Source organism: Sporosarcina koreensis, assembly GCF_000826145.2.
Classification (GTDB): domain Bacteria; phylum Bacillota; class Bacilli; order Bacillales_A; family Planococcaceae; genus Sporosarcina; species Sporosarcina trichiuri.
The window spans coordinates 964,350-988,535 of record NZ_LN651337.1 but is presented as its reverse complement, the minus strand read 5'-3'; the positions used below and the strand labels follow the sequence as shown (position 1 = coordinate 988,535).

Genomic DNA, 24,186 nt, shown 5'->3' with positions numbered 1-24,186 from the left:
AGGTTCTGTGCATGGCTTTTGAGGGATTGGCGGAGCGCCTGCAAGGGACGCTTCAGAAAATTACAGGCAAGGGCAAGATCAGTGAAGCCGACGTCAAGGAAATGATGCGCGAAGTCAGGCTTGCACTGATCGAGGCGGACGTCAACTTGAAAGTCGTCAAGGAGTTCGTCAAGACGGTAAGCGAGCGATCTGTCGGACAGGACGTCATGAAGAGCCTGACACCGGGACAGCAGGTCGTGAAGATCGTCAAAGACGAATTGACGAACTTGATGGGCGAAGAGCAGTCCGGCATCCAGTTCGCACGCAAAGCGCCGACGGTCATCATGATGGTCGGCCTGCAGGGGGCCGGGAAAACGACAACTTCCGGAAAGCTTGCCAACTCGCTGCGAAAACGCAACAACAAGAAACCGCTGCTCGTCGCGGCGGACGTCTACCGTCCGGCAGCCGTCCAGCAGCTGCAGACGATCGGGAAACAGCTCACCATTCCGGTCTTCTCTCTCGGAACGGACGTGTCACCTGTCGAAATCGTCCGGCAGGCGCTTGCAAAGGCGGATGAAGACCATAATGACGTAGTCATCATCGATACGGCGGGACGTCTCCATATCGACGAAGCGCTCATGCAGGAACTGAAAGATATCCGCGAGCTCGCTTCACCGGATGAAACGTTCCTCGTCGTCGATGCCATGACAGGTCAGGATGCCGTCAATGTCGCGAAGAACTTTGATGATACGATCGGCATCACAGGCGTCGCGCTCACCAAACTGGACGGTGATACACGCGGCGGGGCGGCATTGTCCATCCGTTCCGTCACCCAAAAACCGATCAAGTACGTCGGTATGGGTGAGAAGATGGACGCGCTCGAACCATTCCATCCCGAGCGCATGGCATCACGGATCCTCGGCATGGGCGATGTCATGTCGCTCATCGAGAAAGCACAGGAAAACGTCGATGAGGAAAAGGCGCGGGATCTCGAACAGAAACTGCGCACACAGACCTTCACCCTCGATGATTTCCTGGACCAGCTCCAGCAGGTGAAGAAGATGGGGCCGCTCGATGAGATCCTCAAGATGATGCCGGGCTTCAACAAAATAAAAGGGCTCGAGAACGCTCAGGTGGATGAAAGCCAGATGGGGAAAGTCGAAGCGGTCATCTATTCGATGACGACCCAGGAGCGTGCCACGCCTGAAATGATCAATGCGAGCCGCAAGAAACGGATCGCAAAAGGGTCAGGCACGTCGATCCAGGAAGTGAACCGACTGCTGAAGCAATTCGAGGAAATGAAGAAGATGGTGAAGCAGATGACCGGGGCGCAGATGAAGAACAAAAAGAAGATGAAATTCCCCGGCATGGACGCATTTTTCAAATAAACCGGCGTAAATGACAGGTGTTAAGAAAAAACACTTTACAAACACCAAGAAGGTTGATAATATACTATCTTGTGTGAAACTATTCGGAGGTGCAACAAATTATGTCAGTTAAAATTCGTCTAAAACGTATGGGTGCAAAGAAATCACCTTTCTATCGTATCGTAGTTGCCGATTCACGTTCACCGCGTGACGGCCGTCAAATCGAAACAGTCGGAACTTACAACCCGCTCACGAAGCCGGCTGAAGTGAAGATCGACGAAGAAAAAGTACTGCAGTGGATGCAGAACGGCGCAAAGCCGTCCGATACAGTCCGCAACTTGCTTTCTGAGCAGGGCATCATGGAGAAATTCCATAACGCGAAACTCGGTAAGTAATCAGGAGGTGTGCTCATGGAGCAGCTGATCCAGACAATCGTGAAACCGCTGGTCGATCATCCTGAATCGGTGCAGATCGAAAAGGATGAGCAGGACACCCGGATTGCCTACAAACTTTCCGTCCACCCGGAAGACATGGGGAAGATCATAGGAAAGCAGGGCCGTGTCGCAGGCGCGATACGGACAATTGTGACATCAGCTGCAGGCAGCCACCGCGGTAAACGGGTCTATCTCGATATCGTTGACTAACACTGTACAAGGGAGGAGCCTCGGTTCCTCCCTTTTTCATACGGCAGAATCACTACGGACAGAAGGAAGGGTCGGCCTATGCAATGGTTTAACGTTGGAGAACTTGTCAATACACACGGCGTCCAGGGGGAAGTGCGGGTCTTGTCACGCACCGACTTTCCCGAGGAACGCTTTGCAGTCGGCAGCGAACTGGCGCTCTTCATGCCGAACGAAACAAAACCTGTTCACCTGAAGATCGCAAGTTCGCGCCGCCACAAAAATTTCTACCTGCTCACGTTCGAAGGCCATTACAACTTGAGCCATGTCGAGAAGTATAAAACCGGTATGCTGAAAATCTCCGAGAACCAGCTCGGCGAGTTGGAAGACAACGAGTTCTACTATCATGAAATCATCGGCTGCAAGGTCGTCTCCCTGGAAGGGGAGACAATCGGCACAGTCACGGAAATCCTGGAAACGGGTGCGAACGATGTCTGGACAGTGACACCCGAAACAGGCAAACCGCATTACATCCCGTACATCGAAGACATCGTCAAGGAGATCGACGTACCGAACAAGACAATCACGATCGATGTCATGGAAGGTCTCCTGTCATGATGAACGTCCAGGTCCTGTCGCTGTTCCCCGAGATGTTTACCGGGGTGTTCAATTCCTCGATACTGAAAAAAGCCCAGGAAAACGGAGCGGTGCAGCTCGGCGTGACGGATTTCCGGGAGTACTCGGAGAACAAGCATAAGAAGGTCGATGACTATCCATATGGTGGCGGTGCCGGGATGGTGCTGAAACCGGAACCGCTGTTCAATGCGGTGAAAGCGGTGACGAACGGATCTGAAAAGCCGCCGCGGGTCATCCTCATGTGTCCGCAGGGGGAGCGGTTCAGCCAGGCGAAGGCGGAAGAACTTGCAGAAGAAGAGCAGCTCGTGTTCATCTGCGGTCATTATGAAGGGTATGATGAACGGATTCGCGAGCATCTTGTGACGGACGAGCTCTCCATCGGCGACTTCGTCCTGACAGGCGGCGAGCTGGCGGCGATGACGATGATCGACAGTATCGTCCGCCTGCTGCCGGGGGTCCTCGGCAACAACGTCTCCTCCGTGGAGGATTCCTTTTCGACGGGACTGCTGGAGCATCCGCAGTATACACGTCCGGCAGATTATGAAGGTCTCCCGGTTCCGGATGTCCTGCTGTCCGGCAACCACGCCGAGATTGACAAATGGCGGATGGAACAATCGCTGAAGAGGACATTCGAGCGGCGGCCGGATCTGCTGGAAACCTATCCGCTGACGCCGGAGCAGCAGAAGATCCTCAGCCGTCTGAAATCCCAGCAGTAACGGTTGCGCAACCGTGGCAGCTGTGCTAACATGATATACGTGCTTCTATGTGAGCACATACTTAACTGATGTTCCGCTGCGGCCAAGCTGGCTGCAAGAGCCTCTAAGGATAGGAGAGAGAATCATGCAACAACTTATTGCAGATATCACGAAAGACCAGCTGAAAAGCGACCTGCCGGCATTCCGTCCGGGAGACACAGTACGTTTGCACGTGAAAATCGTGGAAGGTACACGTGAGCGGATCCAGCTGTTTGAAGGTGTCGTCATCAAGCGCCGCGGAAGCGGAATCAGTGAAACGTTCACAGTCCGTAAAATTTCCAACGGTGTCGGCGTTGAGCGTACATTCCCTGTACACACACCGAAAATCGCAAAACTAGAAGTGACACGCCGCGGTAAAGTACGCCGTGCGAAGCTGTACTACCTTCGCAACCTGCGCGGAAAAGCTGCACGTATCAAAGAACTTCGATAAGCATAAAAAGAAGGAGACCGCTCAGGCGGCCTCCTTTCTTTTTGCCTCAGACCCGGCTGTACTGTTACAATTGGAACAATAGACTGCAGGAGGCGTGGGCATGACTGGGGAGAAACAGAAAAGCGAAACATTTGAATGGATGAAAGCACTTCTGATCGCTTTCGGCATTGCGGCGGTCATCCGGCTGTTCTTGTTCACGCCGATTGTCGTAGACGGCGTCTCCATGATGCCGACACTTAAAGATGGCGACAAGATGATCGTCAACAAGATCAGCTATACGGTCGGAAAGCCTGACCATTTCGATATCGTGGTTTTCCATGCACCCGAACAGAAAGATTACATCAAACGGGTCATCGGCTTACCGGGCGATGAAATCGAGTATGTGGACGATGTTCTCTACATAAACGGAGAAGCCCAAAAGGAACCATATTTGGATACGTACAAAGAGGATCTGGCGGGCGGGACACTGACGGAGGACTTTACGCTGGAAGAGAAGATCCACCGGCAGACAGTGCCTGAAGGGCATGTATTCGTCATGGGGGACAACCGGCGGATGAGCAATGATTCCCGGCATATCGGTGCCATCAGTATCGATCAGATCATAGGCACGACAAAATTCGTTTTCTGGCCGATGAAAGATATCGGACCGGTGGAGTGAAAAGGACGGGATTGGCACATGGCAATACAATGGTTCCCCGGACACATGGCGAAAGCCAGGCGGGAAGTTACCGAGCAGCTGAAATTGGTCGATATCGTGTTCGAACTCGTGGACGCACGGCTTCCGCTGTCATCACGGAATCCGATGATCGACGAAGTCATTCATCAGAAACCGAGATTGCTGATCCTCAATAAGATGGATCTGGCGGATGAACAGGAGACGGCAAGGTGGATCCGCCATTTCGCGGAGCAGGATATCCAGGCGATCGCCATCAATTCGTTTGAAGGCAAGGGCCTGCAGACTGTGACGAAAGCGGCAAAGGACGTCCTCGCTCCGAAGATTGAACGGATGAAGAAACGGGGCATCCGGCCTGGAGCCATCCGTGCGATGATTGTCGGCATCCCGAATGTCGGAAAGTCGACGCTCATCAACCGGCTTGCCAAGAAAAATATCGCCAAGACAGGGAATAAGCCGGGCGTCACGAAAGCCCAGCAGTGGATCAAATACGGAAAAGAGCTGGAGCTCCTCGATACCCCGGGGATCCTCTGGCCGAAGTTCGAAGACCCGGAGACTGGCCAGAAGCTGGCATTGACAGGCGCCATTAAAGATACAATCGTCAATATGGAAGACTTGGCAGTATACGGACTCCGTTTCCTGGCAGACCGCTATCCCGACAGGCTGGAAGAGCGGTATGGGTTCACTACCGCTGAAGAAGACACCCGAGAGCTGTTCGACGCAGTCGGGGCACGCAGGAAAGCCTATACGACAGGCGGGGAAATCGACTATGACAAAGTCGCCGAACTGATCGTCCAGGATGTCAGGAGCGGAAATTTCGGACGGCTGACGTTCGACTGGACAACTGAACAGGTGTAACAGCGGCTGAAGCCGGCTCTGACAGCCGGCTTCAGCTTTTTCATATCGAAATCGAAGGATTCCGGCCGATATAAGAAACAAACCATTTCACGTGAAAACAGAGGGTGAGCGAGTGAAGACGATACAGACGATCAAAGAGGAACTGAAAGCGGCATCCGGACCGGCCGACTGGATAACGGAACTGGAGCACGATCAGCGGGCAGGTGTCCAGCAGGCACTGAAAACCTGGCGCAGGTCATATGAAAAGCGCCGTGTCCTGGAGGAGAACCACCGCAGCAAGCAAGAGTTCGATCTGTCGTTCGCACCGTTTCCGGAGGCGCTCGGTGCCGGGACCGACGAAGCGGGCAGGGGCCCGCTTGCCGGGCCTGTGGTCACGGCGGCTGTCATTCTTCCTCAGGAAGCTGATGGACTGATCGGTCTTGACGATTCGAAGAAGATTACCCGGAAACAGCGGGAACATCTCGCTGAAGAGATCAGGCAGACAGCTGTCGCCTGGTCGGTCCATATCCAGTCCGCTGAGCGGATCGATGAAGTGAATATCTACGCCGCGACCCGGGAATCAATGGAACAGTCGATCCAATCCCTTGCTGTAAGACCGGATTATGTGATGGCGGATGCAATGACACTGTCAGCGGACTGCCCGTCCGCCTCCATCATAAAAGGGGATGCACAGAGCCTGGCGATCGCTGCAGCCTCGATACTGGCAAAGACGGAGAGGGACAGGCTGATGGACGAGCTGCACAAAGAGTATCCAATGTATGGGTTCGGAAAACATGCAGGGTACGGAACGCCTGAACATCTGGAGGCCCTCCGGCTGCACGGTCCGTGTCCGTATCACCGAAGGACATTCGAACCGGTCAAATCGATGATTGCCGGAAAGGGGACAGACTGATGAATTATCCATCGATCGGCCAGAATATGCCGCCCAATGCATTGGGTGCAGTGCAGTCCGGCACACAGCTCAAGATGCGCGAAGGGCAAGTATTCCACGGCAAGATCCAGCAGCTGTTTCCCGGCGAAATGGCGGAAGTCCAGATCGGGAGCCAGAAGATGCATGCCAAGCTGGAAGTGCCATTGAAAGCGGGAGACAGCTACTATTTCCAAGTGAAGGCGACCGAGCCAGAACTGCAGCTGAAGATCATCTCGGGACCGCATGGGCAGAAAGAGCCGCAGAGTGCCAAAATCGACAGCCTGCTGGAGACCATGCAGCTGCCGAAGACGCCGCAGATGCGCCAGCTTGCGGAATCATTCATCCAACAGCAGCTCCCTATGACGAAAGAGGCCCTTCTTGCAGGAGAAGCCCTGTTGAAACAGACATCCCCTGCGCAGATGCAGGCAGCCGTCCAGTCGATCGGAAAACTGACGGCCCTGAAACTGCCGGTCACTCCCCAGCTGTTCCAGGCAATGATGGGGGTCGAGACGAAACAAGGCCTGCATTCTGTCCTCGGCGGCCTGCAGACGGCTCTGGAGGCGGATCCGGCCATCCCGGCGGACGGTAAACAGGAGATCCGGCAGCTTCTCCAGCAGCTGAAGCTGCCGCTGCTGGAAACGAACGGCGCAAGACTGTTTGCATTGACGATCAGGACTGCACTCGACCCGTCCGCGCAGGCAGGCGACCGGTTCCAGGCAGTACAGCTGCTGAAAACGTCAGGAGTGCTGCCGGCGGGTACATCCCTTGCAAATCTTCCTGAAGTTTTGGCGAAGCTGGTTACGCAGGGTTCCGTCGGAGAGTCTGCCGTGAAGCCAGGACAGCAATTCTCCGCGCAAACGGCCCGGAATGCGCCACAGGCAATGCCTGGGTCTGCTGCAGACGTGCAGGCGCCGGCCGCGAAAAGTGACAGCCGGCAGGTCCTTGCCTTGCTGCAGCAGGCGGATGGAGCAGCGAAACTGCCGCAAGCGACCGCGGCCCGGCTGGCCCGTATGCTGGAGCAGTCGGATTTGCCTCCTGCTGTCAAGACGCAGGCTGCCGGCATACTGGCAACCAGTATGCAGACGGACGAGCCGGCAGCGTCCGTTCTGACCAAATTGAGCAGGCTTTTCTTCACGGAATCCACTGACCGTATGCTGCTGCCAGGCTTGCGTCAGACGGAGACGGCGCCTGGCGGGGTGCAGGCGCCATTTCAGGCACCTGATGAGCCGCAGCCCGCTTCTTCGGTACCGACACTCATCCGGGCCGCAGTGGATGCTGCAGGAGGCAGCGGCAGGCTCGCGCAGCTGGTTCTCCAGGCGCAGCAGTCCGACTCACCGGCCATCCAGACATTAGCCGCAGCAGCGGAAGGACGGACGGCAGAGGAACTGACAGGGCACGCAGTGAAGCAGGCGATCCAAACCGTGCTCACGAAACTGGGTGTGAACTACGAGGCCGGACTGGCCACGAAGGAGCCGGATATCCAGCAGATACAGGATTCACTCAAACCCCATTTGGTCGCCCTCCTGCAGAACAGTTCGGCAGGTCCCGCACTGCGTGAAGCGGCAGAGGCTGCCGTCTCCCGCCTGAACGGCCCGCCGCTCCAGTCGGTCGATACAGGGGCCCAGCAGCAGATCATCATGCAGCTGCCACTGACGCTGCAGGGCAGCAGGATCGACGCCACACTCGAGTGGAACGGCCGTCTGAAAGACGATGGAAAAATCGACCCCGATCATGCGCGCGTGCTGTTCTACCTGGATCTTGAGGCACTGAAGAAAACGGTCGTCGATATGCAGGTGCAGAATAAGGTCATCACCCTGACCATCTTCAATGGAGATCCCCGTCTTCAGTCAACCGGGCAGGTCCTGCAGGGGAAATTGGAGGAAGGGCTTGAAGAAGGCGGCTACAAACTGTCTGCGGTCCGCTTCAAACCATTCAGGGAGGAAGACGCCGGGCAGAAAAAACTACATCCATCATCCGGCAGGAACCTGAAAGGAGTGGACTTCCGCATATGAGTGAGAAACCGTATAAACGCCGCGAAGCAGTGGCGCTGTCCTACGTGCCCGAGCAGAACGATGCCCCGAAAGTGACGGCCAAGGGGAAGGGGCAGATCGCCGATAATATCCTCCAGAAGGCGAAGGAGCACGGTGTGCCGATACAGGAAGACCCGTCCCTGGTCGAGCTCCTCGGACAGCTGGATGTGAATGAGACAATTCCTGAACAGCTGTATCAGGCAGTATCCGAAGTGCTCGCCTACGTTTATCGTCTGGATCGGTCGCAGAGCGGAAAGTAAGCGTCGGTTCCTGTCGTAGTACAGAAATTTCGCTAGAGACGAGTACAAATATGGACATAGTATGACAAGTTTACTACAATAGAGTACGCAGTAAAGTACAGCTATCAGTTTGATTGGAGGATATAAGATGAATATCCATGAATATCAAGGGAAGCAGCTCCTCCGTGACTACGGAGTCGCAGCTTCAAAAGGAATTGCAGCGTTCTCCCCGGAAGAGGCAGTAAACGCAGCAAAGGAACTGGGCACTGACGTATTCGTCGTGAAAGCGCAGATCCACGCAGGCGGCCGCGGCAAGGCAGGCGGCGTCAAGATCGCCAAGACTCTTGACGAAGTGCGCGCATATGCGAAAGAACTTCTCGGCAAGACACTGGTGACACACCAGACCGGCCCTGAAGGAAAAGAAGTCAAGCGTCTGCTGATCGAAGAAGGCGCGGACATCCAGAAAGAATATTACATCAGCCTCGTCGTGGACCGTGCGACGGACCGCGTAACGCTGATGGGATCCGAAGAAGGCGGAATGGATATCGAGGAAGTGGCGGAAGCGACTCCTGAAAAGATTTTCCGTGAAGTGATCGATCCGGTTGTCGGCCTGACCGGCTTCCAGGCACGCCGCATGGCTTTCAACATGAACATCCCGACGCACCTTGTGAACAAAGCTGCGAAATTCATGACAGGTCTGTACCAAGTGTTCGTGGAAAAAGATGCATCCATCGTGGAGATCAACCCGCTTGTCGTCACTGGAGACGATAAAGTGCTTGCACTGGACGCGAAGTTCAACTTCGACGACAATGCATTGTTCCGCCACAAGGACATCGTGGAACTTCGCGACTTCGAAGAAGAAGACGCTAAAGAGATCGAAGCATCGAAGTACGACCTCAGCTACATTTCGCTCGACGGAAATATCGGCTGCATGGTCAACGGTGCGGGACTTGCCATGGCTACAATGGATACGATCAACTACTACGGCGGATCACCCGCGAACTTCCTGGACGTTGGGGGCGGCGCGACTGCTGAAAAAGTCACTGAAGCGTTCAAGATCATCCTTTCCGACGAGCATGTCAAAGGGATCTTCGTCAACATCTTCGGCGGCATCATGAAGTGTGACGTCATCGCGGAAGGTGTCATCACGGCAGCGAAGGAAGTCGGCCTGGAAGTGCCGCTCGTTGTCCGTCTTGAAGGTACCAACGTCGACAGAGGGAAAGCTCTGCTGAACGAGTCCGGACTCAATATTATCGCTGCCGGCTCGATGGCGGACGGCGCACAAAAGATTGTTGAAATCGTAGGCTAAGAAAGGCAGGGACAAACGATGAGTATTTATATCGACAAGAATACAAAAGTGGTCGTGCAGGGTATCACCGGCGGGACTGCGAAATTCCATACCCAGCAAATGCTTGAATACGGCACGAAAATCGTCGCAGGTGTCACACCAGGAAAAGGCGGCACGGAAGTGGACGGCGTTCCTGTATTCAATACGATGGAAGACGCTGTCAAGGAAACAGGCGCCAACGTATCTGTCATCTATGTGCCGGCTCCGTTCGCAGCGGATGCGATCATGGAAGCTGTGGATGCAGAACTGGACATGGCCATCTGCATCACGGAACACATCCCGGTCCTTGACATGGTGAAAGTCGTCCGTTATATGGAAGGCAAGAAAACACGCCTGGTCGGTCCTAACTGCCCGGGTGTCATCACACCGGAAGAGTGCAAGATCGGCATCATGCCGGGCTACATCCATACAAAAGGTCATGTCGGCGTCATTTCACGCTCCGGCACACTGACGTATGAGGCGGTCCACCAGCTTTCCGAAGCAGGCATCGGCCAGACGACCGCTGTCGGTATCGGCGGAGACCCGGTCAACGGCACGAACTTCATCGACGTCCTGAAAGAATTCAACGAAGATGAAGACACATACGCAGTCGTCATGATCGGTGAGATCGGCGGTACGGCAGAGGAAGAAGCAGCCGAGTGGATCAAAGCCAACATGAAGAAACCTGTCGTCGGGTTCATCGGCGGACAGACAGCACCTCCAGGAAAGCGTATGGGCCACGCAGGCGCCATCATTTCCGGCGGTAAGGGTACTGCTGATGAAAAGATCAAAGCGCTCAACAGCGCAGGCGTGGAAGTCGCAGAGACGCCTTCCGTCATCGGTGAAACACTGATCAAAGTCATCAAGGAAAAAGGTCTGTACGAGAAGTGCAAGACCCACTGATCATAGAAGAGAGCAGCGTATCGCCAAGATGCGCTGCCTTTTTCTATAATTGAAAAAGGAGGAACAGCATGAATCTGTCCGAACAGGAAATCGACCTGCTGAAACTGCATTACGCCTGGCCGGCTCCGTATCCGAAACTTCATCGGTATTTGAGTTATCAGACAGGTGACGAAAACTTTACACATTCATCATTGAAACAGCCCGCGGACCTCATTGAGAAACTGACCGGACTTTCCAGGCTCCCCCTCTTGGAACTGCTTCTGCAAAAAGGAATCTTCCCCATTCCCTATACTCATCCTGACTATCCTCCACAACTGAAGCAACTGATCGACCCGCCTGCCGTTCTCTATACAAAAGGCAACCGGAAGTTATTGAAAAAAGAAAATCTCACCGCCATCATCGGCGCCCGGCAAGCAACTTCCTATTCCGTGAAAGCAATGGAACAGATCGTCCCGCCGCTTGTCGCAAACGGCTTTGTCATCGTTTCCGGACTCGCAAAAGGCGCGGACACATTCGCCCATGAAGCGGCCATCCGGTATGGCGGCGAGACGATCGCCGTCCTTGGAAACGGGTTCTTTCATTTATACCCGAAAGAGAACCGGCAGCTTGCCGAGCAGATTGCAGCCCATCATCTTCTGATCACGGAATATCCGCCCTATCATAAGCCGGCTAAATGGACCTTCCCGATGCGCAACCGGATCATCAGCGGATTGTCGAGATCGCTCATCATCACGGAAGCGGCCGAGAAGAGCGGCACGATGAGCACGATCGAGCATGCACTTGAACATGGCAAGGAAGTCTTCGCGGTCCCCGGCCCGATCGATTCGCCGCTTTCACTCGGCCCGAACAGGCTGCTGAACGAAGGCGCGACCGGAATCTGGAACGGTTTTCAGCTCATTGCGACGGTTGTCGAATCGTGACGGAAAAAAACCATTTCACTGAAACAGTTGCTTTTCCAGAAAAACTGTTATACATTTTGCAACAGATATTCTTTTGGATGAATAAATACAAAGAACCTCTGTAAGGGGGACGAAACATAATGGCGGATTACTTGGTAATAGTGGAATCACCCGCGAAAGCGAAAACAATCGAGCGGTACTTAGGAAAGAAATACAAGGTGCGCGCTTCCCTCGGTCACCTGCGCGATCTGCCGCGCAGTCAGATGGGAGTCGACGTTGAAAATAATTATGAGCCGAAGTATATAACGATCCGTGGGAAAGGCCCGATCTTGCAGGACTTGAAAAAAGAAGCGAAAAAAGCGAAAAAGATCTTTCTCGCAGCTGACCCCGACAGAGAGGGGGAAGCGATCGCCTGGCACCTCGCGCACCAGCTCGGTGTGGATGAAGAAACGGACTGCCGTGTCGTCTTCAACGAAATTACGAAAGACGCCATCAAAGATTCGTTCAAGCATCCGCGCCCGATCAATTCAGACCTTGTGGATGCCCAGCAGGCACGGCGCATCCTCGATCGTCTGGTCGGCTATAATATAAGCCCGATACTGTGGAAGAAAGTGAAAAAGGGACTCTCTGCAGGCCGTGTCCAATCCGTGGCCCTCAAACTGATCATCGACCGGGAAGAGGAGATCAAGGTCTTCGAACCGGAAGAATACTGGACGATCGGCGGAGACTTCAGCAAAACGGAAGGTGCGTTCAATGCCTCGTTCTACGGCAAATCAGGCAAGAAAGTGAAGCTCGGCGACAAACAGCAGGTGGACGAAATTCTCGGCCAGCTCGACGGCGACGGGTTCACTGTTACAAAAGTCGTGAAAAAAGAGAGGAAACGGAATCCCGCAGCACCTTTCACGACGTCTTCCCTGCAGCAGGAAGCTGCCCGTAAGCTCAATTTCCGGGCCAAGAAGACAATGATGATCGCCCAGCAGCTCTACGAAGGGATCACTGTCGGCAAAGAAGGGATCGTCGGCCTGATCACCTACATGCGTACCGACTCGACCCGGATTTCGGAAACTGCGCAAGGTGAAGCGATAGAGCATATCGGGACCATGTACGGGAAGGAGTATCTCCGCAGTACGAAAACAACGGGCAAGCCTGCTGCAGCGAAGACGCAGGATGCCCATGAAGCGGTGCGGCCCACCTCCGTCATGAGGACACCAGATGCGATGAAAGAATTCTTGTCGAAAGACCAGCTGAAACTGTACAAGCTCATCTGGTCCCGTTTTGTCGCGAGCCAGATGGCGCCGGCAGTCCTCGATACAGTGACTGCGGATCTTGTAAACAGCGGCATCCAGTTCAGGGCGACAGGCTCCCAGGTGAAATTCCAAGGCTTCATGAAAGTCTACGTCGAGAGCCAGGACGATAAGGAAGAGGAGAAGGATAACGTCCTTCCGCCACTGGAGGAAGGGGAAACTGTCGAATGTACGAAGATCGATCCGAAACAGCACTTCACGCAGCCGCCGCCCCGTTATTCGGAAGCCCGTCTCGTCAAGACACTGGAAGAGCTCGGCATCGGCCGTCCGTCCACCTACGCGCCGACACTGGATACGATCCAGAGACGCGGATATGTGACGCTTGACGCCAAGCGGTTCGTACCGACCGAACTCGGGGAGATCGTGAACGCGGCGGTGAACCAATACTTTTCGGATATCACCAATGCCGAATTCACGGCAAAAATGGAACAGAGCCTCGACCAGATCGAAGAAGGCGACATCGCCTGGGTGAAAGTGATCGATGACTTCTACAAAGATTTCGAGAAGCACCTCAAGATCGCTGATGAGGAAATGGAAAAAATCGAAATCAAAGACGAGCCTGCCGGCGAAGATTGTGAAAAGTGCGGAGCCCCAATGGTCTTCAAAATGGGACGGTACGGTAAATTCATGGCTTGTTCGAATTTCCCGGACTGCCGCAATACGAAAGCCATCGTCAAGCCGATCGGCGTCACATGTCCCCTATGTAAAAAAGGGGAGGTCGTCGAGCGGAAGAGCAAGAAAAACCGGATTTTCTATGGCTGCGACCGGTACCCGGACTGTGAATATATCTCATGGGATAAGCCGATCTCCAGGCCTTGTCCGAGGTGTGAAAGCACGTTAGTTGAAAAACGATTGAAAAAAGGTCTTCAAATCCAGTGTACGGAATGCGATTATAAAGAGAACCCGCAACAATAATTAAGCAGGAAAGAAGTGGTAACCGTGACACCATCAGTTAATGTAATCGGAGCCGGTCTTGCAGGAAGTGAAGCAGCCTGGCAGATCGCGAACAGAGGCGTCTCTGTCCGCCTGTACGAAATGCGCCCTGTCCAGCAGACACCCGCCCATCATACAGACAAGTTCGCAGAGCTTGTGTGCAGCAATTCCCTGCGTGCCAACTCGCTGACGAATGCAGTCGGCGTCATCAAAGAAGAGATGCGCCGCCTGGACTCCGTCATCATCTCGGCTGCGGACGCATGTTCCGTTCCGGCAGGCGGCGCTCTTGCTGTGGACCGGCATGAATTCTCCCAGCATGTCACCGACAAAGTGAGAAACCATCCGCTGATCGAAGTCGTCAACGAAGAAGTGACAGAGATCCCTGAAGGAATCACCGTCATCGCGACAGGACCTCTGACATCACCGGCACTCGCGGAGAAGGTCCGCCAGCTGACCGGGGAGGAGTATCTGTACTTCTACGATGCGGCAGCGCCGATCGTCGAGAAGGATTCCATCGATATGGACAAGGTCTATTTGAAATCCCGCTATGACAAAGGGGAAGCCGCTTATCTCAATTGTCCGATGGATGAGGAGGAGTTCGGCCGCTTCTATGACGCACTCGTCAATGCGGAAGTCGCTGAACTGAAGGAATTCGAGAAAGAAGTGTATTTTGAAAGCTGTATGCCCGTGGAAGTGCTCGCTTCCCGGGGAGAGAAGACGCTGCTGTTCGGACCTATGAAACCTGTAGGTCTCGAAGATCCGAAAACAGGGAAGCGCCCGAAAGCGGTTGTGCAGCTGCGTCAGGATGATGCAGCCGGCACGCTCTATAATATTGTCGGATTCCAGACACACATGAAATGGGGTGCACAGAAAGAGGTGCTCCGTCTCATTCCCGGGCTTGAGAATGTGGAGATCGTCCGGTACGGTGTCATGCACCGGAACACATTCATCAATTCCCCGCGTGTTCTCGAACCGACATACCAGCTGCGCGCCAACCCGAATCTGTTCTTTGCCGGACAGATGACAGGCGTCGAAGGGTATGTTGAATCTGCAGGAGCAGGCCTTGTGGCAGGCATGAACGCTGCCCGCCTGGCACTCGGTGAGGAGCTCTGCGTCCTGCCGAAGGAAACTGCGCTCGGCAGTATGGCACGCTATATTACGGAAGCGGACTCGAAGAACTTCCAGCCGATGAATGTCAACTTCGGTCTGTTCCCGGATCTCGGCGAACGGATCCGTTCCAAGGTTGAGCGTGCGGAGAAACATGCTGAACGTGCACTGGCAGCATTGGAGACGTTCAAAGAAACCCACCAGACGGTAAACTGAGGACGATATTGTCCAGAAGAGTCTTGTGTTGGATAATGAGCCGGCCGGCAGAGCAGTCATGCTCTGCTGGCTTCTTTATGGTTGATGCGGCAGGCAATTCGTGAAGAGAATGTGAAGTTTTGTTGACAGTCCGTCAAAATATTATTAAGAGGTCTGACGACAGAGCCTCAGATAGTTGATAGAACAGTGGTTCATCATGTATAGTAAACCGTGGATGAATTTGAATTTAACGAGTAATCGGCATTTTCTAACAGTTACAGATGACCGCCAGCCCGCCCTGCAATCCGAGCCATTCATACGGGGGTGCATCCATTGGAACAGCAGACATTGAAACTGCATGATGATTATATAACGTATATCCGTTTGGAGAAGAACTATTCTGTACACACTGTATCCGAGTATATAACGGATGTGGACGAATTCCTTGAGTTCCTGGCAAGTGAAGGAATTGGCACGATCGAGTCGATCACGTACCAGGAAGCCCGGCTGTATGTGTCCCGGCTGTATGACCGCGGACTGTCCCGCACGACCATCTCCAGAAAAATCTCATCTGTCCGCTCTTTCTTCCGGTTCGCGAATTCACGATGCGGAATAGACGACACGGCATTCCGCTTGCTGCATCATCCTAAAAAGGAAGAACGGCTGCCGGCTTTTTTTTATGAAGAAGAACTTGAAAAATTGTTTTCGGTATGTCAAGGCGGGCAGCCGAGGGACGTACGCGATCTAGCATTGCTCGAGCTGCTCTATGCGACGGGGGTGCGCGTCAGTGAGCTGACGTCCATCACCCTGCCCGATGTGGACCTCGATCTGGGTATCGTCCGTGTCATGGGGAAAGGCAGGAAGGAACGGTATATTCCGTTCGGGAGCCTGGCAGCAGAGGCGCTGGAATCATACATAGGAAATGTGCGACCGCGTCTCATGAAAAATGTCCGCCATGATAAGCTGTTCGTCAACTTGCGCGGCGGGGCTCTGACAGCCAGGGGAGTCCGGCATGTCCTTACATCCATAGTGGAGCGTGCTGCAATCCAGACGAAAGTGTATCCGCATATGCTGCGCCATACATTCGCCACCCATTTGCTGTCAGCGGGCGCCGATATGAGGACAGTGCAGGAATTGCTCGGCCACAGCGATCTGTCATCAACGCAGATCTACACGCATACAACGAAAGAGCATTTACGGAGAACCTACATGAATACGCATCCGCGTGCTTAGGAGGAATCTGAATGGAATTTCATGCAACGACAATTTTTGCAATCCGGCATAATGGGGTCTGTGCAATGTCCGGTGACGGACAGGTGACGATGGGAGAGAGCGTCGTCATGAAACATACGGCCAGGAAGGTGAGAAGGCTCTTCAACGGCAATGTCCTTGCAGGGTTTGCCGGATCCGTAGCTGATGCCTTCACACTGTTCGATCTGTTTGAAGACAAATTGACGGAGTACAACGGAAATCTGCAGCGTGCCTCCGTGGAATTGGCGAAACAATGGCGGGGGGATCAGGTCCTCAGGAAACTGGAAGCGATGCTTCTCGTCATGAACAAAGAAAGCCTGCTGCTTGTTTCCGGCACAGGTGAGGTCATTGAGCCTGATGACGGTATCCTCGCCATCGGATCCGGCGGCAACTATGCATTGGCAGCCGGCCGCGCGCTGGCAAAGCATGCAGGCGATACACTCACGGCGGAACAGATTGCCCGGGCAGCCCTTGAAACGGCTGCAGAAATCTGTGTATTCACGAATGATAATATTATCGTGGAGGTGCTCGGCGAATGAAGTCCAAGGAACTGACACCAAAAGAGATGATCACTTTCCTGAACCGTTATATTGTCGGCCAGGAACAAGCGAAAAGAGCGGTCGCGGTCGCCATACGCAACAGATACCGCAGAAATTTGCTCACGGATGAGGAAAAAAGTGAAATCATACCGAAAAACATATTGATGATCGGACCGACCGGCGTCGGGAAAACCGAAATTGCGCGCCGTATCGCCAAACTGGTCGATGCCCCATTTGTGAAAGTGGAAGCGACGAAGTTCACGGAAGTCGGCTACGTCGGACGGGATGTCGAATCGATGGTCCGCGATCTGGTCGAGACAGGGGTTCGTATCGTCAAGGAACAGCAGAGGGAGAAAGTGAAAGACCAGGCTGCTGAACAGGCAGAAGAACGTCTCGTCGAGCTGCTCGTTCCGGCGAAGAAAAAGAAAGGCCACATGCAGAATCCATTTGAAATGCTCTTCGGCGGCCAGAAGAACGAGCAGGACACGGAAAACCAGGAAGAGGAATCCGAAAGAACGCGGAAACGCAGTGAGATTGCCGCACTCCTGAAAGAAGGTAAGCTCGAGGAAGAGCAGATTACCGTGGATGTGGAATCCCAGCAGCCTTCCATGTTTGACGCTCTCCAGGGATCGGGAATGGAACAGATGGGAACCAGTATGCAGGATGCCTTATCATCCCTTATGCCGAAGAAGACCGTTTCCCGGAACATGAAAGTGAAAGACGCAAGGCGAGTCGTCGAGGCGGAGGAAGCGGATAAGCTGATCGACCATGATGAGATCGCACGGCTTGCAGTGGAGCTGACAGAGCAGTCCGGCATCATCTTCATCGATGAGATGGATAAAATCGCGAGCAAAAGCGGTTCCGGCAATGCAGACGTATCGCGTGAAGGCGTACAGCGCGATATCCTGCCGATCGTCGAAGGATCCACAGTCAATACTAAATATGGTGCTGTCCGGACAGATTATATCCTCTTCATCGGTGCAGGGGCGTTCCATATCGCAAAACCATCCGATATAATCCCGGAACTGCAGGGCCGATTCCCGCTGCGGGTCGAGCTGGATAAGCTGTCGAAAGAGGACTTTGTGCGCATTTTGAAAGAACCCGATTTCTCACTCATCAGACAGTATGAGAAACTTCTGGCGACAGAGGACGTCCTGTTGGAGTTCACGGACGAGGCGATCGACCGGATTGCGGAAATCGCATTCGAAGTAAATGACAACACGGAAAATATAGGGGCGAGACGGCTGCATACGATCGTCGAGCGTCTGCTGGAAGAATTATCTTTCGAGGCTTCGGATATCGGACCGACCAGCATCCGGATCACACCTGCCTATGTCGATGAAAAATTAGCCGGAATTGTCAAAGACAAAGATCTGTCACATTTCATTCTGTAAATAAGGCAAAATGGTTTATTTAATAATTGAAAACCTTTAGAATATTCATATCAGTCAAGAACCTTGAGGAGGAACCATAAATGACACTGTTAGACAAAACAAGAAAAATCAACGCGATGCTTCAGGAAACTGCCGGGAAGCAGGTCAACTTCAAACAGATGGCCGAACAGCTGAGCGAAGTCATCGACTGCAACGCATTCATCGTAAGCCGGAAAGGGAAGCTGCTCGGCCACGAGATCCATCACCAGATCGAAAACGAGCGCATGAAGCAGATGTTTGAAGACCGTAAGTTCCCTGAAACGTATACGAACAAATTGTTCAATATCCGTGAAACATCACAGAACATCGGCGTGGACAGCGAATATACTGTCTTCCCTGTCGAAAATAAAGACCTGTTCAAGGAAGGCCTGACAACGATCGTGCCGATCATCGGCGGCGGCGACCGTCTCGGGACGCTGATCCTTGCCCGTCTGAGTGAAGAGTTCAAGGAAGATGATCTCATCTTGGCCGAATATGGCGCTACAGTAGTCGGCATGGAAATCCTCCGTGAAAAAGCGGAAGAGATCGAAACGGAAGCCCGCAGCAAAGCGGTTGTCCAGATGGCTATCAACTCACTTTCATACAGTGAGCATGAAGCGATCGAGCATATCTTCAATGAGCTCGATGGCAACGAAGGGCTTCTGGTCGCTTCCAAGATCGCTGACCGTGTCGGTATCACACGTTCAGTCATCGTCAACGCATTGCGCAAGCTTGAAAGCGCCGGTGTGATCGAGTCCCGCTCCCTCGGGATGAAAGGGACATATATCAAAGTGCTGAACAGCAAATTCCTCGAGGAACTCGAAAAACAGAAATCATAATGTAAGGAACACAAAAAAGAGCGAACAGCGAATGCAGCTGTCCGCTCTTTTTCTGTTTTGGAAACCTAGTAAATACAATCACTTCAATTCATTGCAGTCAGTAAGGTTTTGAATACCTAGTAATAATAGTTTATAGAAAGTCATGTACCAAATGACCTGTTTTCGTTCTGAAAATTATAGGGAATATGTGAAGAAGTATAGAAAAGTCCTTTGGATTGTATCGGAATAGCCTAGACAAATTAGTCCATAATCCGATACAATGGGATGTAAATGTTGACTTCTGCTAGATTATGTCGAATTTAATATATTTCTTACTTGCTATCGAAGGAGGAAACCGAATGGAACTCTATGGAGGCACCGTTTCACTGCTAGAGAAAGGGCTGAATTTCTCGGCAGACAGATCAAAAGCGATCGCTCAGAACGTAGCAAATGCCGACACACCGAATTATAAGGCGAAAACTGTCGATTTCAAAAGTTACCTGAACGAAGCGAAGACAGCGCAGCTGGAAGCTTATCGCACAGACAAGCGGCATCTGCCGTTCTCTCCATCTTCTGACGGTTCACCGGTCCGCACCTATGCGAATTTCCGGTTCAACCAGAATGGAAACGGCGTGGACATGGATAAGGAACAGGCGGACCTTGCAGCCAACCAGATCTATTACAATGCGCTCGTCGACCGGATGGGCAGTAAATTCAATTCACTGAACAATGTCATCAAAGGAGGCCGCTGATCATGTCGATTTTCCATGGACTCAATACGACAGCTTCCGCACTCACCGCCCAGCGTCTGCGGATGGATGTCATTTCATCGAACATGGCGAATATCGATACGACACGCGGCAAGCTGGTTGACGGTGAATGGCAGCCGTATGCGCGGAAATCAGTCGCCCTCCAGCCGCGGCAGGGCCAGTTCTCGAACTTCCTGAATATCGCCATGGGAACACGGGAGAGAGGTTCCATCGGCAATGGTGTCGCCGTTTCGAAGATTGTCGAAGACAACGAGACGCCTTTCAAACAAGTATTCGATCCGTCCCACCCCGATGCAAATGCGGACGGGTATGTGTCCATGCCGAATGTGGATCCGCTCCGCGAGACGATCGATATGATGTCCGCGACGCGTTCCTATGAAGCGAATATCACCGTCTTGAATTCGAACAAGGCGATGCTCATGAAAGCACTGGAAATCGGAAAATAACAGCAGGAAGCAGGGTGAGACCATATGGCAATCCAATCGATCATGTCCATGGGTCCGGCAATGATGCCGGCCCAGGCAAAAGCGGCACCGACAACATTCGAATCGCAGCAGAAGTTCGGCGCCTATCTGAAAGATGCAATCCAAGATGTGAACAGTGCACAAGTCCAGTCCGATATGATGACTGAGAAATTGGTCAGGGGCGAGGACGTCGATCTGCACAATGTGATGATCACTGCACAGAAAGCTTCGATTGCACTGAGCGCAACAATGGAAGTGCGCAACAAAGTGGTCGAAGCCTACCAGGAAATCATGAGGATGCCTGTGTAACTAAACTAAAGCGTTGTTCCAGTTAAGCAGTACGGAGAACGCCTGCCGACCGGAGGATCAGAATGAAAGATAGATTTGCAAAGATCATAACTGATATGAAAACGTTCTGGTCAAACCGGACCAAAAACCAGAAAATCCTGTACATCAGTACAGCGGCGGCCATCATCATCGGTGCCGCCCTGCTGACGTTCTTCCTGTCGCGCACAACATACGTGCCGCTGTATAAGGATCTGTCCCGTTCCGATATAGGACGCATAAAAGAGGAATTGGATGCCCAGGCGGTGCCGAACCGGATAGCGCCAGGCGGTACATCGATACTCGTGCCGGAAGAGCGCGTGGATGATATGCTCGTCGCAATCGAATCACAGGGGCTGGCGGACTCAGGGAGAATCGATTATTCGTTTTTCTCGGAAAACGCCGGGTTCGGAACGACCGACAATGAATTTAATATGATCAAGCTTGCAACCATGCAGAACGAGCTTGCTAAGCTGATCACCGGTATCGAAGGTGTGAAAGACGCCAAAGTGATGATCACGCTGCCGACCCAGGGAGTCTTCGTCAACGAAGATACACAGGCCGCGACCGCATCTGTCGTGTTGAAGACAGAGCCGGGCCAGCAGTTCACGGATGCGCAGATCAACGGACTTTATAACCTTATCTCAAAAAGCATCCCGAACCTTGCTCCGGAAGATATCGTAGTCATGAACCAGTATTTCGAATACTATGACCTGAATCATGAGAAGAACCAATTCGGTTCAAACGTTGCGGATCAGATATCCATCAAGAAATCGATCGAACGCGATCTGCAGCGGCAGGTCCAGATGATGCTCGGTTCGATGATGGGACAGGACAAAGTGGTCGTCTCGGTGACAACGGACATCGACTTCATGCAGGAGAAGCGGGAAGAAAACCTTGTTACGCCAGTCGATGAAGAGAGCATGGAAGGCATCGCCCTCAGTGTTCAGCGCATCACCGAAACCTTCACCGGCGACGGCGCGGTGCCGGGAGGCGTTCCGGAAGGTGAAGATCCTACCGACAACCGGACGACCGTCGTGGAAGGCACGACGGCCAATGGCGATTATGAACGTATTGAAGAGACGATCAACAACGAAGTGAACCGGATCCGGAAAGACATCGTTGAAAGTCCATATAAGATACGGGACATCGGACTTCAGGTAATGGTGGAACCTCCTGTTGCGGATGATCCGGGCTCACTTGACCCGGGTGTCCAGCAGGATATCGAGCGGATACTGGAAACCATCGTCCGGACATCGATCGACAAAGTGTCCGCCGGTGAATTGACTGAGGAACAGCTTGGTGAAAAAATTGCGGTTTCCATCCAGCCGATCCGGGGCAAGCAGGCCGACTTCGCTGAAAAAGAAACTGTCATCCCTTGGTGGGTGTATGTGATCGGCGGTCTGCTCGTTGTCGTGATTGTCGTCCTCATCGTCCTGTTCATGCGCAAACGACGCAGGGACGCGGAGCTTGCCGAAGAGGAGGCCCGTGCGCTGGAAGAACAGCTCCAGGCCATCGAAGTGAGCGATATCAACGACGAAGTGGAGACCGAAGCGACGATGCGCAGAAAACAGCTTGAAAAGATGGCGAAAGAAAAACCGGAAGAATTTGCGAAGCTGCTCCGTACATGGATAGCAGAGGACTAAGGAGAGGTCAGTCATGGTGAAAAAAGATAAAGACATGTCCGGAAAACAGAAGGCGGCCCTTCTTTTGATATCCCTTGGTCCTGAAGTGTCCGCTTCCATCTATAAACACTTGTCGGAAGAGGAGATCGAGCGGCTGACACTGGAAATCTCGGGTGTGCGCAAAGTCGAGTCCTCCGTCAAGGAGGAGATCATCGAGGAATTCCACAATATCGCGCTTGCCCAGGACTATATTTCACAGGGCGGCATCGGGTATGCGAAGACCGTGCTGGAAAAAGCTCTCGGGAAGGAACACGCGCAGGCAGTCATCAACCGGCTGACCTCCTCGCTGCAAGTTCGTCCGTTCGATTTCGCACGGCGCACGGAACCTAGCCAGATCCTGAACTTCATCCAGAATGAGCACCCTCAGACAATCGCGCTCATTCTGTCTTACCTGGAGCCGGAGCAGGCAGGGATGATCCTCTCATCACTGCCGCAGGAAGTCCAGGCGGATATCGCGAAACGGATTGCCACGATGGATTCGACATCGCCGGAAGTGATCAGCGAGATCGAAGCGGTCCTCGAGCGGAAACTTTCATCGACCGTGACACAGGACTACACGGATACCGGCGGTGTGGATGCTGTCGTCGAAGTGCTGAACGGGGTCGACCGGTCCACGGAGAAGACGATCCTCGATGCGCTTGAAATCCAGGACCCTGAACTCGCCGAAGAGATCAAGAAACGGATGTTCGTCTTCGAAGATATCATCACACTCGACAACCGTTCCATCCAGCGCGTCATCCGCGATTGTGAAAACGAAGATCTCATCCTGTCCATGAAAGTGTCCAGCGAAGAAGTCAAGGATATCCTGTTCAAGAACATGTCGTCCCGGATGGCGGAATCGTTCAAAGAGGAAATGGATGTCATGGGACCTGTGCGTCTGCGTGATGTGGAAGAAGCCCAGACACGGATCGTCGGTACGATCCGCCGTCTGGAAGATGCAGGAGAAATCATCATCGCACGCGGCGGAGGGGATGATGTGATTGTCTAACATATTCAGACCTCAGACGGACCGTCCATCCGGTGTGAAGAAGATCGGCATCCGGAATCTCCAGCCGCAGACGGAACATGCTGAAACATTAACTGCCGCATCGCAGCTGAACCTGGCGGACGTCATCATGGAAAGGGACCGGCTGCTGAACGAGGCGCGGACGAACATACAGATCGAGCAGGCGGATCTGGAGCGGCTCCGTGCTACTGCGCACGATGATGTCGAGGCGATGCGTGCTGCATGGGAAGCGGAGAAAGCTGAACTGCAGCAGAAGGCTTACGAAGAAGCATTCCAGGTCGGTTATGAAGAAGGCATGAAGAAAAGTATGTCGGACATGCAGGAAACAATCCGGAAAGCGAATGAGACAGTGGAAACCGCCCGGCAGAATGGGGAGGCATACTTGGAATCACAGGAACGCCTGATTCTCGAGATCGCCGTCAAATCGGCGGAACGGATCATCGGCCAGCAGCTTGATGAGGACCCGGACCTGTTCCTGTCGATCGTCAAACGGGGATTGAAAGAAGTTCGCGAAATGCGTGATATCAAAGTGTACGTGTCGCCGGACTGCTATAAGCTCGTTTCCGACAGCCGGGAGGAACTGGCATCTATCTTCCCGCCGGATGTCCCGATGCTGCTGTTCGTCAACGATGAGTTCGACAACGATGAATGCTATATCGAGACGAATCACGGCCGGATCGTCGTCAGTGTCGATGAGCAGCTGAACGAATTGAAGGAGCGCCTTGTGGAGTTATTGGAAAGCGAGGGCTGAT

At 53.2% G+C, this 24,186-nt stretch carries 26 protein-coding genes; all 26 read left to right on the top strand.

Translation table 11 applies throughout. From position 1 onward, the window contains the following. Positions 1-11 precede the first annotated feature (11 nt). The 26 genes from ffh (at position 12) to fliH (ending at position 24,185) form a co-directional block, all read left to right on the top strand. Entirely contained in the window at positions 12-1,367 is a 1,356-nt protein-coding gene (gene ffh / locus BN1190_RS10685) for a signal recognition particle protein (RefSeq protein WP_040286885.1), read from the top strand. 101 nt (positions 1,368-1,468) lie between these two features. Beyond that, complete coding sequence (gene rpsP / locus BN1190_RS10680) at positions 1,469-1,741, top strand: 30S ribosomal protein S16 (protein WP_040286884.1); 273 nt, start codon at positions 1,469-1,471, stop codon at positions 1,739-1,741. A gap of 15 nt (positions 1,742-1,756) precedes the next feature. Further along, positions 1,757-1,990, top strand: coding sequence for a KH domain-containing protein (locus BN1190_RS10675; protein WP_040286883.1), 234 nt, complete (start codon positions 1,757-1,759; stop codon positions 1,988-1,990). Between the two features lie 78 nt (positions 1,991-2,068). Then, positions 2,069-2,584 carry a ribosome maturation factor RimM gene (gene rimM / locus BN1190_RS10670; protein ID WP_040286882.1) on the top strand — a complete coding sequence of 172 codons (516 nt, stop codon included), beginning with the start codon at positions 2,069-2,071 and terminating at the stop codon, positions 2,582-2,584. Beyond that, positions 2,584-3,318, top strand: a complete 735-nt coding sequence (gene trmD / locus BN1190_RS10665; RefSeq protein WP_040287283.1) for a tRNA (guanosine(37)-N1)-methyltransferase TrmD — start codon at positions 2,584-2,586, stop codon at positions 3,316-3,318. The genes rimM and trmD overlap by 1 nt, the downstream gene beginning before the upstream one ends. A gap of 124 nt (positions 3,319-3,442) precedes the next feature. Continuing rightward, on the top strand, positions 3,443-3,787 hold the full coding sequence (gene rplS, locus BN1190_RS10660) for a 50S ribosomal protein L19 (RefSeq protein WP_040286881.1): 345 nt from the start codon (positions 3,443-3,445) through the stop codon (positions 3,785-3,787). A gap of 100 nt (positions 3,788-3,887) precedes the next feature. Next, complete coding sequence (gene lepB, locus BN1190_RS10655) at positions 3,888-4,445, top strand: signal peptidase I (protein WP_040286880.1); 558 nt, start codon at positions 3,888-3,890, stop codon at positions 4,443-4,445. An 18-nt stretch (positions 4,446-4,463) separates the two neighbouring features. Beyond that, positions 4,464-5,318: a ribosome biogenesis GTPase YlqF gene (gene ylqF / locus BN1190_RS10650; RefSeq protein WP_040286879.1), complete on the top strand. Its 855-nt coding sequence runs from the start codon at positions 4,464-4,466 to the stop codon at positions 5,316-5,318. Between the two features lie 112 nt (positions 5,319-5,430). After that, positions 5,431-6,210: a ribonuclease HII gene (locus BN1190_RS10645; protein WP_040286878.1), complete on the top strand. Its 780-nt coding sequence runs from the start codon at positions 5,431-5,433 to the stop codon at positions 6,208-6,210. Beyond that, positions 6,210-8,240, top strand: a complete 2,031-nt coding sequence (locus BN1190_RS10640; RefSeq protein WP_040286877.1) for a hypothetical protein — start codon at positions 6,210-6,212, stop codon at positions 8,238-8,240. Before BN1190_RS10645 ends, BN1190_RS10640 begins: the two co-directional genes overlap by 1 nt. Then, a complete protein-coding gene (locus BN1190_RS10635; protein ID WP_040286876.1) occupies positions 8,237-8,518 on the top strand; it encodes an EscU/YscU/HrcU family type III secretion system export apparatus switch protein in 282 nt (93 codons plus the stop codon). The genes BN1190_RS10640 and BN1190_RS10635 overlap by 4 nt, the downstream gene beginning before the upstream one ends. A 127-nt stretch (positions 8,519-8,645) precedes the next feature. Next, a complete protein-coding gene (gene sucC / locus BN1190_RS10630) occupies positions 8,646-9,806 on the top strand; it encodes an ADP-forming succinate--CoA ligase subunit beta (protein WP_040286875.1) in 1,161 nt (386 codons plus the stop codon). Positions 9,807-9,824: 18 nt separating this feature from the next. Continuing rightward, positions 9,825-10,727 (top strand): succinate--CoA ligase subunit alpha, encoded by a 903-nt coding sequence (gene sucD / locus BN1190_RS10625; RefSeq protein WP_040286874.1) that lies wholly within the window; start codon positions 9,825-9,827, stop codon positions 10,725-10,727. A gap of 68 nt (positions 10,728-10,795) precedes the next feature. Next, positions 10,796-11,647: a DNA-processing protein DprA gene (dprA, locus tag BN1190_RS10620; protein ID WP_040286873.1), complete on the top strand. Its 852-nt coding sequence runs from the start codon at positions 10,796-10,798 to the stop codon at positions 11,645-11,647. Between the two features lie 119 nt (positions 11,648-11,766). Further along, positions 11,767-13,845: a type I DNA topoisomerase gene (gene topA, locus BN1190_RS10615; protein WP_040286872.1), complete on the top strand. Its 2,079-nt coding sequence runs from the start codon at positions 11,767-11,769 to the stop codon at positions 13,843-13,845. Between the two features lie 24 nt (positions 13,846-13,869). Beyond that, on the top strand, positions 13,870-15,186 hold the full coding sequence (gene trmFO, locus BN1190_RS10610; RefSeq protein WP_040286871.1) for an FADH(2)-oxidizing methylenetetrahydrofolate--tRNA-(uracil(54)-C(5))-methyltransferase TrmFO: 1,317 nt from the start codon (positions 13,870-13,872) through the stop codon (positions 15,184-15,186). A 312-nt stretch (positions 15,187-15,498) separates the two neighbouring features. Continuing rightward, the gene (gene xerC / locus BN1190_RS10605) at positions 15,499-16,398 is read left to right on the top strand and encodes a tyrosine recombinase XerC (RefSeq protein WP_082023347.1); all 900 of its coding nucleotides are present in this window, start codon (positions 15,499-15,501) and stop codon (positions 16,396-16,398) included. A gap of 11 nt (positions 16,399-16,409) precedes the next feature. Next, a complete protein-coding gene (hslV, locus tag BN1190_RS10600; protein WP_040286870.1) occupies positions 16,410-16,955 on the top strand; it encodes an ATP-dependent protease subunit HslV in 546 nt (181 codons plus the stop codon). Further along, the gene (hslU, locus tag BN1190_RS10595; RefSeq protein ID WP_040286869.1) at positions 16,952-18,349 is read left to right on the top strand and encodes an ATP-dependent protease ATPase subunit HslU; all 1,398 of its coding nucleotides are present in this window, start codon (positions 16,952-16,954) and stop codon (positions 18,347-18,349) included. The genes hslV and hslU overlap by 4 nt, the downstream gene beginning before the upstream one ends. 80 nt (positions 18,350-18,429) lie before the next feature. Continuing rightward, complete coding sequence (gene codY / locus BN1190_RS10590; RefSeq protein ID WP_040286868.1) at positions 18,430-19,206, top strand: GTP-sensing pleiotropic transcriptional regulator CodY; 777 nt, start codon at positions 18,430-18,432, stop codon at positions 19,204-19,206. 338 nt (positions 19,207-19,544) lie between these two features. After that, positions 19,545-19,937, top strand: a complete 393-nt coding sequence (flgB, locus tag BN1190_RS10585) for a flagellar basal body rod protein FlgB (RefSeq protein ID WP_040286867.1) — start codon at positions 19,545-19,547, stop codon at positions 19,935-19,937. A gap of 2 nt (positions 19,938-19,939) precedes the next feature. Further along, the gene (flgC, locus tag BN1190_RS10580) at positions 19,940-20,401 is read left to right on the top strand and encodes a flagellar basal body rod protein FlgC (RefSeq protein ID WP_040286866.1); all 462 of its coding nucleotides are present in this window, start codon (positions 19,940-19,942) and stop codon (positions 20,399-20,401) included. 24 nt (positions 20,402-20,425) lie between these two features. Continuing rightward, complete coding sequence (gene fliE, locus BN1190_RS10575; protein ID WP_040286865.1) at positions 20,426-20,728, top strand: flagellar hook-basal body complex protein FliE; 303 nt, start codon at positions 20,426-20,428, stop codon at positions 20,726-20,728. Between the two features lie 62 nt (positions 20,729-20,790). Beyond that, the gene (gene fliF / locus BN1190_RS10570) at positions 20,791-22,389 is read left to right on the top strand and encodes a flagellar basal-body MS-ring/collar protein FliF (protein WP_040286864.1); all 1,599 of its coding nucleotides are present in this window, start codon (positions 20,791-20,793) and stop codon (positions 22,387-22,389) included. 13 nt (positions 22,390-22,402) lie between these two features. Next, positions 22,403-23,416, top strand: coding sequence for a flagellar motor switch protein FliG (fliG, locus tag BN1190_RS10565; RefSeq protein ID WP_040286863.1), 1,014 nt, complete (start codon positions 22,403-22,405; stop codon positions 23,414-23,416). Continuing rightward, positions 23,409-24,185 carry a flagellar assembly protein FliH gene (fliH, locus tag BN1190_RS10560; protein WP_052461795.1) on the top strand — a complete coding sequence of 259 codons (777 nt, stop codon included), beginning with the start codon at positions 23,409-23,411 and terminating at the stop codon, positions 24,183-24,185. The genes fliG and fliH overlap by 8 nt, the downstream gene beginning before the upstream one ends. Position 24,186 lies beyond the last annotated feature (1 nt).

Coding starts and splice junctions, on each gene's coding strand:
- ffh (WP_040286885.1), top strand. CDS start 12: ATGGCTTTTGAGGGATTGGCGGAGCGCCTGCAAGGGACGCTTCAGAAA.
- rpsP (WP_040286884.1), top strand. CDS start 1,469: ATGTCAGTTAAAATTCGTCTAAAACGTATGGGTGCAAAGAAATCACCT.
- BN1190_RS10675 (WP_040286883.1), top strand. CDS start 1,757: ATGGAGCAGCTGATCCAGACAATCGTGAAACCGCTGGTCGATCATCCT.
- rimM (WP_040286882.1), top strand. CDS start 2,069: ATGCAATGGTTTAACGTTGGAGAACTTGTCAATACACACGGCGTCCAG.
- trmD (WP_040287283.1), top strand. CDS start 2,584: ATGAACGTCCAGGTCCTGTCGCTGTTCCCCGAGATGTTTACCGGGGTG.
- rplS (WP_040286881.1), top strand. CDS start 3,443: ATGCAACAACTTATTGCAGATATCACGAAAGACCAGCTGAAAAGCGAC.
- lepB (WP_040286880.1), top strand. CDS start 3,888: ATGACTGGGGAGAAACAGAAAAGCGAAACATTTGAATGGATGAAAGCA.
- ylqF (WP_040286879.1), top strand. CDS start 4,464: ATGGCAATACAATGGTTCCCCGGACACATGGCGAAAGCCAGGCGGGAA.
- BN1190_RS10640 (WP_040286877.1), top strand. CDS start 6,210: ATGAATTATCCATCGATCGGCCAGAATATGCCGCCCAATGCATTGGGT.
- BN1190_RS10635 (WP_040286876.1), top strand. CDS start 8,237: ATGAGTGAGAAACCGTATAAACGCCGCGAAGCAGTGGCGCTGTCCTAC.
- sucC (WP_040286875.1), top strand. CDS start 8,646: ATGAATATCCATGAATATCAAGGGAAGCAGCTCCTCCGTGACTACGGA.
- sucD (WP_040286874.1), top strand. CDS start 9,825: ATGAGTATTTATATCGACAAGAATACAAAAGTGGTCGTGCAGGGTATC.
- dprA (WP_040286873.1), top strand. CDS start 10,796: ATGAATCTGTCCGAACAGGAAATCGACCTGCTGAAACTGCATTACGCC.
- topA (WP_040286872.1), top strand. CDS start 11,767: ATGGCGGATTACTTGGTAATAGTGGAATCACCCGCGAAAGCGAAAACA.
- hslV (WP_040286870.1), top strand. CDS start 16,410: ATGGAATTTCATGCAACGACAATTTTTGCAATCCGGCATAATGGGGTC.
- hslU (WP_040286869.1), top strand. CDS start 16,952: ATGAAGTCCAAGGAACTGACACCAAAAGAGATGATCACTTTCCTGAAC.
- codY (WP_040286868.1), top strand. CDS start 18,430: ATGACACTGTTAGACAAAACAAGAAAAATCAACGCGATGCTTCAGGAA.
- flgB (WP_040286867.1), top strand. CDS start 19,545: ATGGAACTCTATGGAGGCACCGTTTCACTGCTAGAGAAAGGGCTGAAT.
- flgC (WP_040286866.1), top strand. CDS start 19,940: ATGTCGATTTTCCATGGACTCAATACGACAGCTTCCGCACTCACCGCC.
- fliE (WP_040286865.1), top strand. CDS start 20,426: ATGGCAATCCAATCGATCATGTCCATGGGTCCGGCAATGATGCCGGCC.
- fliF (WP_040286864.1), top strand. CDS start 20,791: ATGAAAGATAGATTTGCAAAGATCATAACTGATATGAAAACGTTCTGG.
- fliG (WP_040286863.1), top strand. CDS start 22,403: ATGGTGAAAAAAGATAAAGACATGTCCGGAAAACAGAAGGCGGCCCTT.